This is a genomic window from Psychrobacter sp. SHUES1, assembly GCF_001652315.1.
GTDB lineage: Bacteria > Pseudomonadota > Gammaproteobacteria > Pseudomonadales > Moraxellaceae > Psychrobacter > Psychrobacter faecalis.
Map to the genome: position 1 here is coordinate 16,985 of NZ_LXWA01000032.1, position 12,324 is coordinate 29,308.

Annotated in this window: 16 protein-coding genes and 1 other annotated feature; of the genes, 9 read left to right on the forward strand and 7 right to left on the reverse strand. The window is 41.0% G+C overall.

Annotated elements, in window-relative coordinates; translation table 11 throughout:
• Nucleotides 1–36: 36 nt before the first annotated feature.
• Nucleotides 37–534 carry a hypothetical protein gene (locus A7325_RS03405; RefSeq protein WP_068404658.1) on the forward strand — a complete coding sequence of 166 codons (498 nt, stop codon included), beginning with the start codon at nucleotides 37–39 and terminating at the stop codon, nucleotides 532–534.
• A 47-nt stretch (nucleotides 535–581) separates the two neighbouring features.
• Here A7325_RS03405 and A7325_RS03410 read toward each other — a convergent pair whose 3' ends face one another.
• Complete coding sequence (locus tag A7325_RS03410; protein ID WP_068404660.1) at nucleotides 582–1,484, reverse strand: DMT family transporter; 903 nt, start codon at nucleotides 1,482–1,484, stop codon at nucleotides 582–584.
• 95 nt (nucleotides 1,485–1,579) lie between these two features.
• Complete coding sequence (trpB, locus tag A7325_RS03415; RefSeq protein ID WP_226928828.1) at nucleotides 1,580–2,785, reverse strand: tryptophan synthase subunit beta; 1,206 nt, start codon at nucleotides 2,783–2,785, stop codon at nucleotides 1,580–1,582.
• Nucleotides 2,786–3,199: 414 nt separating this feature from the next.
• On the opposite strand from trpB, the gene A7325_RS03420 reads away from it, so the two are divergent.
• Nucleotides 3,200–4,798, forward strand: a complete 1,599-nt coding sequence (locus tag A7325_RS03420) for a GMC oxidoreductase (protein WP_068404663.1) — start codon at nucleotides 3,200–3,202, stop codon at nucleotides 4,796–4,798.
• A gap of 97 nt (nucleotides 4,799–4,895) precedes the next feature.
• Here the strand turns inward: A7325_RS03420 and A7325_RS03425 are convergent, their stop codons facing one another.
• Nucleotides 4,896–5,741: a hypothetical protein gene (locus tag A7325_RS03425; protein WP_068404666.1), complete on the reverse strand. Its 846-nt coding sequence runs from the start codon at nucleotides 5,739–5,741 to the stop codon at nucleotides 4,896–4,898.
• 52 nt (nucleotides 5,742–5,793) lie between these two features.
• On the opposite strand from A7325_RS03425, the gene A7325_RS03435 reads away from it, so the two are divergent.
• A protein-coding gene (locus A7325_RS03435; RefSeq protein ID WP_369811280.1) for an IS3 family transposase occupies nucleotides 5,794–7,013 on the forward strand; the annotation gives its coding sequence in 2 pieces (ribosomal slippage) (nucleotides 5,794–6,079 and nucleotides 6,079–7,013; 1,221 coding nt in all).
• Nucleotides 6,069–6,185 (forward strand) — a sequence feature (AL1L pseudoknot). It overlaps the preceding gene by 117 nt.
• A gap of 52 nt (nucleotides 7,014–7,065) precedes the next feature.
• On the opposite strand, the gene A7325_RS03440 is transcribed toward A7325_RS03435, so the two are convergent.
• Nucleotides 7,066–7,506 carry a hypothetical protein gene (locus A7325_RS03440; RefSeq protein ID WP_068404672.1) on the reverse strand — a complete coding sequence of 147 codons (441 nt, stop codon included), beginning with the start codon at nucleotides 7,504–7,506 and terminating at the stop codon, nucleotides 7,066–7,068.
• Between the two features lie 233 nt (nucleotides 7,507–7,739).
• On the opposite strand from A7325_RS03440, the gene A7325_RS03445 reads away from it, so the two are divergent.
• The 5 genes from A7325_RS03445 to A7325_RS03465 all read left to right on the forward strand — a co-directional run bounded on the left by A7325_RS03445 (nucleotide 7,740) and on the right by A7325_RS03465 (nucleotide 10,856).
• Nucleotides 7,740–8,759: a lipoate--protein ligase gene (locus A7325_RS03445; RefSeq protein ID WP_068404674.1), complete on the forward strand. Its 1,020-nt coding sequence runs from the start codon at nucleotides 7,740–7,742 to the stop codon at nucleotides 8,757–8,759.
• Nucleotides 8,760–8,979: 220 nt separating this feature from the next.
• Complete coding sequence (locus tag A7325_RS03450) at nucleotides 8,980–9,516, forward strand: PAAR domain-containing protein (RefSeq protein ID WP_068404676.1); 537 nt, start codon at nucleotides 8,980–8,982, stop codon at nucleotides 9,514–9,516.
• A 1-nt stretch (nucleotide 9,517) separates the two neighbouring features.
• Nucleotides 9,518–9,802, forward strand: coding sequence for a hypothetical protein (locus tag A7325_RS03455; protein WP_068404678.1), 285 nt, complete (start codon nucleotides 9,518–9,520; stop codon nucleotides 9,800–9,802).
• Between the two features lie 84 nt (nucleotides 9,803–9,886).
• Nucleotides 9,887–10,291: a hypothetical protein gene (locus tag A7325_RS03460; RefSeq protein ID WP_156508489.1), complete on the forward strand. Its 405-nt coding sequence runs from the start codon at nucleotides 9,887–9,889 to the stop codon at nucleotides 10,289–10,291.
• 43 nt (nucleotides 10,292–10,334) lie between these two features.
• Nucleotides 10,335–10,856: a hypothetical protein gene (locus A7325_RS03465; protein ID WP_068404682.1), complete on the forward strand. Its 522-nt coding sequence runs from the start codon at nucleotides 10,335–10,337 to the stop codon at nucleotides 10,854–10,856.
• A 203-nt stretch (nucleotides 10,857–11,059) separates the two neighbouring features.
• On the opposite strand, the gene A7325_RS14220 is transcribed toward A7325_RS03465, so the two are convergent.
• The 3 genes from A7325_RS14220 to A7325_RS13925 form a co-directional block, all read right to left on the reverse strand.
• Nucleotides 11,060–11,302, reverse strand: a complete 243-nt coding sequence (locus A7325_RS14220; protein ID WP_201541611.1) for a transposase — start codon at nucleotides 11,300–11,302, stop codon at nucleotides 11,060–11,062.
• The gene (locus A7325_RS13920; RefSeq protein WP_201541370.1) at nucleotides 11,224–11,571 is read right to left on the reverse strand and encodes a transposase; all 348 of its coding nucleotides are present in this window, start codon (nucleotides 11,569–11,571) and stop codon (nucleotides 11,224–11,226) included. Before A7325_RS13920 ends, A7325_RS14220 begins: the two co-directional genes overlap by 79 nt.
• 85 nt (nucleotides 11,572–11,656) lie before the next feature.
• Nucleotides 11,657–11,959 (reverse strand): IS630 transposase-related protein, encoded by a 303-nt coding sequence (locus tag A7325_RS13925; RefSeq protein WP_068404684.1) that lies wholly within the window; start codon nucleotides 11,957–11,959, stop codon nucleotides 11,657–11,659.
• A gap of 44 nt (nucleotides 11,960–12,003) precedes the next feature.
• Between A7325_RS13925 and A7325_RS03480 the strand changes: the two genes are divergently transcribed.
• On the forward strand, nucleotides 12,004–12,303 hold the full coding sequence (locus A7325_RS03480) for a hypothetical protein (protein ID WP_068404686.1): 300 nt from the start codon (nucleotides 12,004–12,006) through the stop codon (nucleotides 12,301–12,303).
• Nucleotides 12,304–12,324: the final 21 nt, after the last annotated feature.

Sequence of the window (12,324 nt, forward strand, 5' to 3'; positions counted from 1 at the left end):
CATGCGATTGTATTTGTTGGAGAAAAGCGCAGTTATTTGGTACAGAGCGCCAAGAGAGATCGTGAATTTATTGATATTTTAGAGCAAGTAGATTTGGCTTATTTTTCCTTTAAGCCCATACCAGCATTCAATGCGCCATATTTTAGAATAAGAATAGACGAGCAAGGCTGCAGCTCAGCGCAAAGATGTATTGCCACCATATTATGGTTTGAAAAACCGACCCATCTGCTAGCCGCAGGTGAAACGGCGAAGCTTGAAGGGTTTGATTTTACTTGTAATGATGGTTTTGCAGGTGGTATAACACGCTGTACAAAAAATCTGTGGCGCCTTCCTGTGACAGTGGCACCGGCGGTGAAAAATATCGAGACGCTTACCTATCGCTTTCGCCAACCGACCACGCTGAAGTTTTATCATTATCAACCAGACAAGGCTTTAGCAGAAGAAAAAAGACTGGAAACGCTGATGCCATTTGCCAAAGCGTTTGACATCATTCCCATTCCCATTCAACTTATCATGGCAGAAGGTGCTAAATAAGTGGCATTGATTAAAAGGCTATTTATCAATTAGAAAAAAGCAATATCTTAGGATTTAAGCATCTTTTTAATAGACAGCTCTAACGACAGATAAGTACCAAACAATATCACCATTGAACCGATAATCGCTGGCGTGTCTAAAGCCTCACCAAGCAGTAGATAGCCTAAAATAATGGCAAAAATTGGAATCACTAAGGTAATGCTGGTCGCGCGCATCGGACCGATACTTTTGATGAGTTGATTCATAAAAATCAGCGCGATGGCGGTTGAGAAGACGCCGATACAAATCACTGACGTCCAAGCAGTGAGGCTAATGGTTTTGCCATAGGGAAACTCATACACCGCTATCGGCAGCATAATAATACTGGCAATGATAAGCGAGCCTGCGGTAATCGCCACCGGCGAGACATCGTATAAATAGTTTCTGGTGATATTGGCGCCGACCGCATAACCGACACAGGCCAATAATGCATAGCCCATCGGCAGTAACCCTGAACCTGACTCAGCGCCCTGCCCGCTGCCGCCAAATAAGTTCTCACTCATCAAAATAATCACGCCGATAACGCCAATGATTAAGCCGATAATTTGTTTTTTTGACAAACGGTCTTTAAAAAAGGTGCTGGCGATAAAACCACTCATCATCGGTACGGACGCATTAAGCACTGCCAACACCCCAGCATTGACCGAGCGCGCTGAAAAGGCAAATAGGATAAAAGGGATAGCGGCAGAAAACAGTCCGACTAGGGTCAAAACTTTCCAGTTATCACGGATACCTGCTCTGTTTTTTGGGCTGATTAAGACAAAAACCAACATGGTCAAGCCAGCTAGCACCACGCGCAAACTGGCAAATGCTAGCGAGCCAAATTCTGGCACGCCGACACGGTAAAAAATAAAGGACAGCGACCACATAAAGGACAATGTCATAAAAATAATGAGGTCGCGGTTGGACATGGGTAAATCCTATCAAGCGTTAGACTAAAAAAACCACGATGATAACTGGTTACACGCTTGAGAGCTGTTGTTTTTTTATACTGCTTGCAGATTTTTTATAGCTTTACCTTATCCAAAATAAAATCAATATCTTTATCGCCGCGCCCTGATAAATTGACCAAAATCGTCTCATCCGCTGACATATCTTTGGCGATTTTCATCGCATAGGCAATGGCGTGCGCCGACTCTAAAGCCGGAATGATACCTTCAAGGCGTGATAGCGCCATAAAGGCTTGTAAACATTCTGCATCAGTCGCCGACTCATAGGTAGCAAGCTTTAAATCTCGTAAATGCGAATGCTGTGGTCCAACGCCCGGGTAATCAAGCCCTGAGGCAATCGAATGTACCGGTGCAGGCTCGCCTTTTTCATCGAGCAATACATAACACTTAAACCCATGAATCTCACCCTTGACGCCCAGTGACATCGTCGCCGCATGATTGGGTGTATCCAAACCTTCACCTGCGGGTTCGACGCCGATTTTTTGTACCTCGGCATCATCGAAAAAGCCGCTAAACATACCAATCGCATTCGAGCCACCGCCGACACAAGCGACCACTTTATTGGGCAGCTTACCCGTCGTCGCTAAGAACTGCGCCCGTGCTTCATGACCAACCACTGACTGAAAATAGCTCACCATTTCAGGATAGGGAGCCGGCCCCAATGCCGAGCCAATCGCAAACATACTAGTATCAAGCTCACTCAAATAAGTCTCAAATGCGCTATCGACTGCTTCTTTTAGCGTCCCTGCACCGCGTGATACTGGGACAATATTGGCACCCAAAATTTTCATCCGGCTGACGTTTGGATGTTCTTTTTTAATATCGACCACACCCATGTGAATCTCACACTCGATACCCATCAAGGCCGCTGCCGTTGCCAATGCGACGCCATGTTGCCCCGCGCCCGTTTCCGCAATGACCTTTCTTTTGCCTAATTTTTTGGCTAATAATACTTCACCTAAGCAGTGATTAATCTTATGCGCGCCCGTATGGTTCAAGTCTTCACGCTTAAAATAAATCTGTGCGCCGCCGCAATGCTCCGTCAAACGCTGCGCATGATAAATGGGGCTTGGACGACCAACATAAGTCTCACGTAAGCGCTTCATCTCTTTGATAAAGTCGTCGTTTTTGATAATGTCACGAAAGCCTGCCTCAATCTCACTCATGGCTTTAGCAAGCTCTGGGTGAGCAATTTTGCCACCGAATTCACCATATAAACCCTCGTTATTTGGCAAGATAGATTGATGTAATCCGTAGCTCATGGCGGTATTTTTCGTTGTCATAGATAAGCCTTATTGTTTTAAATGGCGTATGAATATTGGCATTTTTGCCGAATTATTTAGCTTTTTTAAGGATAAGAACAATCAAATGTATTTGCGTTCTAGTACATTGAAACAAGATGATAAGCGAAATTATCTATTCGGTCAAGTTTACGCCTTACTCTAAAAACAATTTGCTAAGTAACTGGCTAAGCCATTGACTAAAAACTGGCAAGAATAATCGATGAACGAAAGCCCGATTTATCTATAAGTATTATAGCAATCGTGTGACTGAAGTAATAACGCAACCTATGTTTTCTAATATGATGCTCGCTTGGCTTAGCGCACCTTTGCGGTCGAAAGCTAATATTATTCAAATCGGGCTTTTTTAGCTTAAATATCAAATTAGGATACACCATGCAACGTCGCCAACTGATTAAAGCCATGGGTTTAAGCTTAGGCGCTATCAGCACCTCCGCTGCGGTGAGTGGCTGCCAAACGCTTGCCAAGCAGCCAAAACTACCAAGCAAAATTACTCAAGCTGGACACTTCCCCAATATCATCGTCGGTAGTGGTTACGGCGGCGCGGTATCAGCGCTACGATTAAGCGAAAAAGGTCATAAAGTATTGATACTTGAGATGGGTATGCGCTGGGATAGAACGCCCGCACATAATACCTTTTGCAAAATGATTAGCGCCGATAAACGCTCAAGCTGGTTTAGCAATATGCCAAACGCCCCTATCCCGATTCCAATTCCTATCAGAAAATATCCTGGGGTGTTGGATTTAATCGAATATGACGATATGAAAGTATTTGCAGGGCGTGCTTATGGCGGCGGCTCTATCGTCAATGGCGTGATTGCCATTCAGCCAAGACGCGCGCATTTTGAAGCAGTGTTTCCTTGGATTGATTCTAATGAGATGTACGATACTTATTTTCCCCGTGCCATGAAAAATCTGAAAGTCAGTAAAATCCCTGAATCGTTTTTTAATGAGTCCGAGCATTATGAGTACACTCGCGCAGCTGAACGCCAAGCAGCAAAGGCGGGAATGAAAACAGAGTTTTTCGGTAATAGCTACGATTTTGACTATATGCAAAAGGAAGCGCGCGGCGAAGTGTATAAATCCGCGCTCGGCGGTGAAGTCATTTATGGTAATAATGCTGGCAAATTTTCACTGGATTTAACCTACCTAAAAGACGCTGAAGCCACCGGCAATGTCACCGTAAAAACCTTGCGCAAAGTTAATACTATTCAAGCGCTCGATAATGAGCAACTGCGCTTAGAAGTTCATGTGTTAAAAACTACGGGCGGCATCGATAAAGTTGAGCATTACACTTGCGATAAGCTCTTCCTTAATGCTGGCAGTACGGGCACTTCAGAGCTACTGCTCAAAAGCCAAGCGGAAGGCAAATTAAACAACCTAAACGAACATATCGGACAACATTGGGGACCAAACGGTAATATCATGACCGGTCGCAATTTCGTCCACGCCGCGGGCACCACCCAATCGACCATTCCGGTCAAAGGTATCAATATGTGGGACGGCGATAGAGGCGGCTCAAAGTATAAAATCTTTGCTGAACTCGCGCCATTACCATTAGGACTTGAGACTTGGACAACGCTCTATCTCGCCATCACTGACAATCCAGAACGCGGTAACTATTACTATGATAAGGCCACTAAAACCGTCAAACTTAACTGGAAACGCGAGCAAAATGAGTATTCGGTGAACGCTGCTAAAGAGCTGATCGAAAGACTCGCCAAAGTAAATGGTGGCTCTACTTCAAGCTTATTATTCACCAAAGGCTTCGGCGATAACTTCTGCTATCACCCGCTTGGCGGCTGTGTATTAGGCTGGGCGACTGATGAAGTTGGTCGCGTCAAAGGGCACGAGAATATCTACGTGCAAGACGGCGCGTTAATCCCCGGTAGCGCTGGCGTCAATCCGTATGTGTTTATCACGGGACTTGCCGAGCGTAATATGGCGGCTATTCTGAGGGAAGATTTTGGGTAGGTTTTTAGAGTTTTAGGATTTGGTTAGATGAGAAACGCTCTTGATGAGCGTTTTTTTGGGTTTGTAGAAGTTATTTGATTTTAGGCTCTTTCCGATATTACCCATCATACCAACTGGAAATGTCTACGCTGAATTGGTTGAGATTAATAACACTACCTAATGGCTTCTTAAATAGTACTTCCATCTCACTGTAAACAGGAAATGAAATTGGAATTTCGGCCCCATTATCTTTACGACGATCAGATTCTGATCCATATAGCAAAATCACATCTATAAGTGCTTCGACACTCATTACTAGTGAATTTGCACCAACCTTAATAACATGAATTTTTTCTGGTGTTATTTGTTCAATATACTGATGGGTTGATATTTCTATCAACTCGACCACCGACTCACTATTTATTCGTTTAATCAGCATTTCATCAATATTCTCGAATAGCTTATCTGCTACTTCTTTTCTAAGCTCGTCAATCTTTTTAACAAAACCTAGTGTTACAGAAAGATACTGCTCTGCCGTTTTTTTAGTTTTTTCTGTTGAACTATTAAACTTCGATTCTTCTATATGAGTAAATTCACTCAAGTCATTTATGATGTCTTTTAGTTCGTTAGAAACATCATCCACTTCATCAATATAAAGCTTTTCAATTACGTAAAAATCAGAAAGACCACCTTGTATCGCGAATTTTATTCGATGTTTTCGAGTGATTCCGTTAGATGATGTCCCATCTGGTCTAAACCATTCACATTTTCTAAGCTCATTATCTGGCGCTAGTCTATGTAAAACATGCCTTGTAAGTTCACGCAGTGCATAAGCAAAATTATTCAACCTCAGTGCGTTAGGAGTTAAAAGGTTAATAAAAGCAGAATTCAATAATTCTTTTTCAAAACCATCAAGAAGTACACTGTTAATTTTTTCCTGATACTCATTTCTTAAAGACTCCATTTTGAACCGCCCCGAGATTGTCGGAGACTCAACTTTCTGAGAGAATACGACAATGAAAACACGAAACTATACCCCTGAAATGAAAGAACGAGCCGTCCGTATGCTAGTTGAAGCTAAAGACGACTACCCATCTACATGGTCAGCCATCAAAGCCATAGCACCAAAGATAGGTTGCACGCCTGAGACCCTACGATCATGGCATAAAAAGCACATTGATAAAACCATTCCTGCAAAGATTCAAGCTCAAAGCCAAGCCGAGCGCATCAAAGAGCTTGAACGTGAGAACAAAGAATTAAAACAAGCCAATGAGATCATAAGGAAAGCAGCCGCTTTTTTCGCCCAGGCGGAAATAGACCGCAAACCTTAGTGATGGTTCAATTCATCGACGAGAATAAATCTATTTATGGCATTCCAGCTATTTGTAGAGTCTTGCCGATTGCCCCATCCACATACTATCGTACCAAAGACTTAAACGACAATCCGGAGAAGCGTTCACAGCGTAGTCAGCATGACGATTTCTATCTAAATGAAATCAAACGTATTTGGAAGGACAGCAAATGCCGTTATGGTACTCGTAAAGTCTGGCAACAGTTGAAAGCAGAGGGTATACATCCTGCACGCTGCACTGTAGAGCGTTTAATGCGTCAGCATGGAATGCAGGGTATTTGGCGAGGTAAAGGTAAGATAACGACTAAGTCTCGTGACGATCAAAAGCGTGCTGATGATTTGGTTAATCGTAACTTTAATGCCCATCGCCCTAACCAACTATGGGTTGCTGATTTTACCTATATAAAGACACTGAGTGGCTGGGTATATACCGCCTTTATCATTGATGTATTTGCTCGCGCTATCGTTGGCTGGAAAGTATCAGATCGTATGAACACTGATATGGTGATGGCAGCACTAAACCAAGCCATTGCAGACAGAAACCATCCTAAAGATGTCATTCATCATAGTGATCGCGGCGTTCAGTACTTATCAATTCGCTATACTGATAAGATGGCTGATTCTGGCGTCATTGCATCTGTTGGCACGACAGGTGATTCATACGATAATGCGTTGGCTGAAACGGTTAACGGACTTTATAAAACGGAGGTGATTGAATATTTAAAACAGCAGTGGCAAGGTGTGAGTGATGTTGAATTAGCAACCCTTGAATGGGTCGATTGGTTTAACAAAACTCGCATTCATAGTACGATTGGCTATGTGTCGCCTTTTGAGTTTGAGAGACGATACTATGATAGTTTTATTGAGTCAGACAAAGCTGCCTGACTCAAGCAATCAAGTCTCCGATATAGTCGGGGCGGTTCATATAAAATCGTTATTAACTTTTCCACTCACTCATTCTTTGTCGAGATATTTCTACTGCACTCTCAGAGAATAGTTCAGGATAGCGAAGTATTACTGCTTCGAAAGCATAGGCTTCCAAGCCCATCTCTAATAATGCGGTATAACCTTTTGTCTCAGATTTACGATCAACAGCGCGCTCGACAGCATTAATTATTCCGTATTTTTGAATCATTGGCCAAGTTCTAGATGCGCGTGTTTTCTTACCATTTTTGGCACTTAGCACCTCTTCATAAGCATAGACTGCTTTTATAGCTTCTTTCTCTGCCGACGTTTTAGCACCATAGTTTTCAGCTTTTAAGTGAATAGCTCGTTCTTTTGCTTGTTTTACCAAATCTTCTCCGCCTGCATTCAAAGCATTTTTAGCAAAAATCTCACATTTCTTAGGAGTGTCTAAGTTTTTTATCCTTTCATCCATAACCAAATCTCTTCTTATGGATCAGTTAGCTGGTTTGAACCAATGCTATTTGTTACTTAATATCAGTCGTAATCATAACAGAAAGACTAAAAATAAGTTAACTTCTTAAAACCTCAGACTTAAACCGCTCCCATACCACACACCCATTGAATTCCAACCACGCATCGGCAACAATGACAGTATCTATTGATAATATTCACTCTAGAAAAATCATTCGGGAAAAAGGACAACTAATGAAACTGCGCATCTTAAAATCTGCCGTCACCAACCCTTGGTTTAACCTTGCGACCGAGGATTGGATATTTAATACGCTCAATCCCGACTCGCACACGCTATTCTTATGGCGCAATAGCGAGACCGTGGTTATTGGGCGCTCACAAAATCCGTGGGTAGAATGCAAAATCGATAAGATGGAAGCCGACGATGTGTTTTTGGCGCGGCGTCAGAGTGGCGGCGGCGCGGTGTTTCATGATTTGGGCAATACCAACTTTACCTTTTTATCGCCCAAAGACGACTATGACCAAGCAGCGAACTTTACCATTATCATCAATGCGCTAAAAAAGTTGGGTATAGAGGCGGATTTATCTGGTCGTAACGACATGCAGGTCGGCGATAAGAAAATATCAGGCAGCGCCTTTAAACACGCGGCGGATCGTAGCTTTCATCACGGCACATTACTGGTCAATGCCAACATGCAAAAGCTGGGCGATTATCTCAATCCGCATCCGCTTAAACTCAAAGCCAAAGGCATTAAATCGGTGCGTGCGCGCGTTGCTAATTTGATTGAGTTTAATGAAGACATCAATCACGAGGCTTTATCAGAGGCGATTATCGAAGCGTTTTGCGAATACTATCGTGACAAAGATTATGGCGACACTTCGCCAGTAGAAGAATTGGATGAAGCCAGTCTCGCCAAGCAGCCTAACCTGAACAAATACTATCAGCAAATGGCAGATTGGGACTGGCGCTTTGGCAAGACGCCTGAATTTACCCATCATATCGAGACGCGCTTTGATTGGGGCATTATTGATTTGCACCTTGATGTGAAGCAAGCAGTGATACGCGAAGTGGTCATCTTCTCTGATGCGCTAAACGTTGAGTTGATTGACCTATTAAAAGATGCCCTGACTAGCGTTAAATACAATAAAGACGATATTAAAACCAAGCTCGATGAATTAGGCAAAGCATACCCTAAATTGGCAACGCAGATTGATGATGTTTCTAAGTGGTTGATTGAGCAGATGGAAGGTTAGGTTTTTGCCTGTTATTGATAGTGAGTAAAGAGTTTTTATTTCTTATTGCCATCAGTATTTTAATCGCCTTTATACTTTGTGCGGATTAGGCTTGCTGTCTAGATCACACCCTTAGATAAACTTAAGTTTGATATTTAACGCTCTAGCCATCTATAATGTCAGGCAAATAATCGACTCGATTTAAGAGTCTACACTTTGGGCATTTAAGCAAGGTAGCATTATGGCAGCCTATATCACAGTCGGCGCAAAGACCTCTCATGGTGGGACGGTCATCTCCGGCTCACCGCAAACCACTCATAACGGTATCCCAGTCGCGCGTAAAGGCGATAAAGTCATCTGTAAAAAATGCAAAAAGGTGACCACTATTCTTAGTGGTGATGCCTCCTTTATTGTCGATGGTGCGCCTATTGCTCGCGGCGGCGATGTGACAAGCTGCGGCGCGAAGCTGATTGCGATTCAGCAAGCGTTTGCAGAGTCTGACTTTGATGTTGGCAGTATTGCGCAGGCAGAGCCTTTACAGTTTGCGAAGTCTGATCCGAGCAGTATGTTTAACGATATAAATAAGAACATCTATGATGATAGATTTCAATTGCTGGATAAACATAGCCAACTTCCATTAGCCTATATCAATTACCGTTTAGATTATAACGGTAAATCCGTTGAGGGCAAAACTGATGCTGAGGGATTTACTGAAATAATTGAAGCAAATCATTCAGCAGAAGTAAATATTTATTTATTGCTAGACGAGGATGAATAATATGACAAGACGAGAGATTAGCTGTGGTAGTTATCATTTAACGAAAGCTGATAATAATGGTAATAAATGTATTGAAGTTAATGTTGGGAGGAAGTTGACCTCTGGCGAGATAACCCTTCTCAGAAGTATGTTTGGTAACGCGATAGATTACAATACTGTTCGTATTTATGACAAAAAGTTTATCACTGACCAAGGTGACACTATGGCTATTGCCCCTAATGGCAATATATATTTTGCGCCAAAAGTACATAAAAAACGCCAATCTCAACTTATCGTAGGCTTTTGATTTTTATAGAATTTAAAATTCTAATTGTTTTAACTGAAATTTTAAAAAATAAGTAAACCAATACCTTAGAAAAATAAGTTGAGAGTGGGGTATAAAAAGGACTTTTCTTTAGCTTCAGATGTCAGCAAGCATTTCTTTATACATGAAATGACCCATGTGTGGCAGTATCAGAATGGTCAAACCGTTGCGCTACGTGCTATTGGCGAACAACTATTTTTTGAATTCCCAAGTCAAGCAATAAATCATATCGGGAAAAAATTGTCTATAGAAATAAATGGGTTTAAAGGTGCTTATAGCTATGAGCTTGATGTAAGAAAAGATTTACTTGATTATGGCATAGAACAACAAGCATCTATTGTTGCAGATTATTGGGCTATGAAAAATGGACTGCATGTTGAACTCAGAAACTCAATAAGAGCCACTAATCGCAACGATGCTTATTTAACTCATTATAGGATAATTGTAGATACAGTAGTCAAAAAATATTAAAAACAATATAACTATTATTGAATATTAAAAAGGATATTTTGTAATGTATTCGTTTATGCAGAAAAGCAGAAAAACACGTATTGATGAAACTACTAACTCTTATATACGTCATCTCTTCAAATTCAACTTTATATTGTTAGCAGTTAGTCTTTCTGGATGTTTTCAAGATTATCCTACGCATAGGCCTCCTATTGAAGGAAGTGTTGATATATCGAAAAACAGTAAAGGTGACCTGTGTTTTATGCCTATATTTAGCTCTGCCACTGTTATGGAGAATCCTATAAACTTAAATTATATAAAAATGGAAGAGCTTGTTGTATTAGATCCGAACGCAGAAGTAAGTAGTCATGTCAAAATACAAATTAAACCTGTAAATAAAGATTATTTTTCCTTAAAAGATGGTCAGAAGGTATGTTTAAACTCTGATAACGTCAATTTAAAACAGACTATTTACTCCAAGTTAGATAAGCAATTATTAGTAGTTTCAATCGGAGGCTTGGATGACAAGGAAGAACACTTTATAAGTTTTCAAAGAAAATTTGACTATCCTTATACAGCTGAATGACAAGAAAAATTAAATGTATCAAATAAAAATCATATTTTTAATTCAGTCTTTATTACTAACCACAGTATTATCCAGTGGTTTGTTAGCTTCTGCTTGCTCAGCGGAACCATTGATTTATGGTTATCAATGATTGCGACTACAAAATGATAAATACATCGATGCTGAAATTCAGATTTTTAATGGGATCATGCTCTTTAATATAGTCAATCCAACTTAAAGTTGTAACAGCAGACATTGCTGAATAAATGATTTAGATTATTCTCACCCCAGCCTTGCCTGAGCTTTTTTACCTCAGCCCACTTCTTCTCAATAGGATTTAGATCAGGACTATAAGGCGGTAGCCAGAGTATGCGATGACCATGTCGGTTTAATAGCTTTTTGATACGTTTGTTCTTATGAAATCTGGTACTCGAGCATAGCTCTCCCCTTGCACTCGGGCAAAGCAGTGCTTTGCTTTATCCTCGCTCATGTCCATGACGATGACACATTTGCGACCAAGCTTTGGAATGACGTTATACTTAAACCAGTCGTAAACCACTTGCCAGTTGATGTTATGGGTAAATATGTCCACGGCAAACAAGCTTTTTTGATATAGCGCCCCAATGACGTTAGTTCTTTTTGTTTTTTGATAGTTATAGATATCGATGCAAGGTTTGCCTACTGGCGTATAGCCAAAGGCTCTGATAACTTCTTGCTCAAAGCCGCTTTCATCCATATAGATAATAGGGTAGCCTTGGCATTGATAGTATTTCAGTTTAATGGTGTACTCTAATCGCTTAAGCCAACTTGATTTTGGGTGTTTAAGACTTTTTTTTGCGAGTATAGCCCAGCCGCTTCATGGCGGCTTCTACACCAGATTTACTACAGCCCAAACGAGCAGCTCTTTCATAGTAGTAAGCGTCAGGATAGTCAGTAATGTCTTGTTTTAGTGCTTCGGTAGATATTTTGCGCGGTGCTCTGACGATGGGCTTGATACTGATGTCTTTTTTCCAGTTAATAATGGTGGTGGGACTCATATCATAAAGCTTTGCTGCAGTGCGCACGCTCATGCCTTGTTCAAGAGACTTTAGTACCTTTTTACGAAGGATAATGGGGTATGTCATGGTGATTAGCGAGCTAGAATTTAGAATTATCGTAACATTTCCTGGTGGGATTGACTATATATCATGGCGAAATTGACAAATGGAAAAATCAAGCTAAAAAATCCTATGAGTTAAGATCAGATCTTGTACATGGCTCTCAAAGTCTTTATAACACTTATAACATAGAATTAAATTTTAACCCTTTTAAGCTTGCCTATCCAGTGATACTTTCTGCATGTATAGGGTTTTATATGTTGGGTTTAGAGCTTAATTCTTACGAAGAAAAATTAAAAAATATGTATTTTGAATTATCCGAACTATGTAAAGATGAAAAATATAAAACAAAGGAAGTTATGAATTCATAACAAATAAATCAAAAAAAAGCG

What these genes read in the sequence shown, in the direction of transcription:
- A7325_RS03410 (WP_068404660.1), bottom strand. Translation starts at nt 1,484, where the DNA reads ATGTCCAACCGCGACCTCATTATTTTTATGACATTGTCCTTTATGTGG.
- trpB (WP_226928828.1), bottom strand. Translation starts at nt 2,785, where the DNA reads ATGAGCTACGGATTACATCAATCTATCTTGCCAAATAACGAGGGTTTA.
- A7325_RS03420 (WP_068404663.1), top strand. Translation starts at nt 3,200, where the DNA reads ATGCAACGTCGCCAACTGATTAAAGCCATGGGTTTAAGCTTAGGCGCT.
- A7325_RS03425 (WP_068404666.1), bottom strand. Translation starts at nt 5,741, where the DNA reads ATGGAGTCTTTAAGAAATGAGTATCAGGAAAAAATTAACAGTGTACTT.
- A7325_RS03440 (WP_068404672.1), bottom strand. Translation starts at nt 7,506, where the DNA reads ATGGATGAAAGGATAAAAAACTTAGACACTCCTAAGAAATGTGAGATT.
- A7325_RS03445 (WP_068404674.1), top strand. Translation starts at nt 7,740, where the DNA reads ATGAAACTGCGCATCTTAAAATCTGCCGTCACCAACCCTTGGTTTAAC.
- A7325_RS03450 (WP_068404676.1), top strand. Translation starts at nt 8,980, where the DNA reads ATGGCAGCCTATATCACAGTCGGCGCAAAGACCTCTCATGGTGGGACG.
- A7325_RS03455 (WP_068404678.1), top strand. Translation starts at nt 9,518, where the DNA reads ATGACAAGACGAGAGATTAGCTGTGGTAGTTATCATTTAACGAAAGCT.
- A7325_RS03465 (WP_068404682.1), top strand. Translation starts at nt 10,335, where the DNA reads ATGTATTCGTTTATGCAGAAAAGCAGAAAAACACGTATTGATGAAACT.
- A7325_RS13920 (WP_201541370.1), bottom strand. Translation starts at nt 11,571, where the DNA reads ATGGATGAAAGCGGCTTTGAGCAAGAAGTTATCAGAGCCTTTGGCTAT.
- A7325_RS13925 (WP_068404684.1), bottom strand. Translation starts at nt 11,959, where the DNA reads ATGACATACCCCATTATCCTTCGTAAAAAGGTACTAAAGTCTCTTGAA.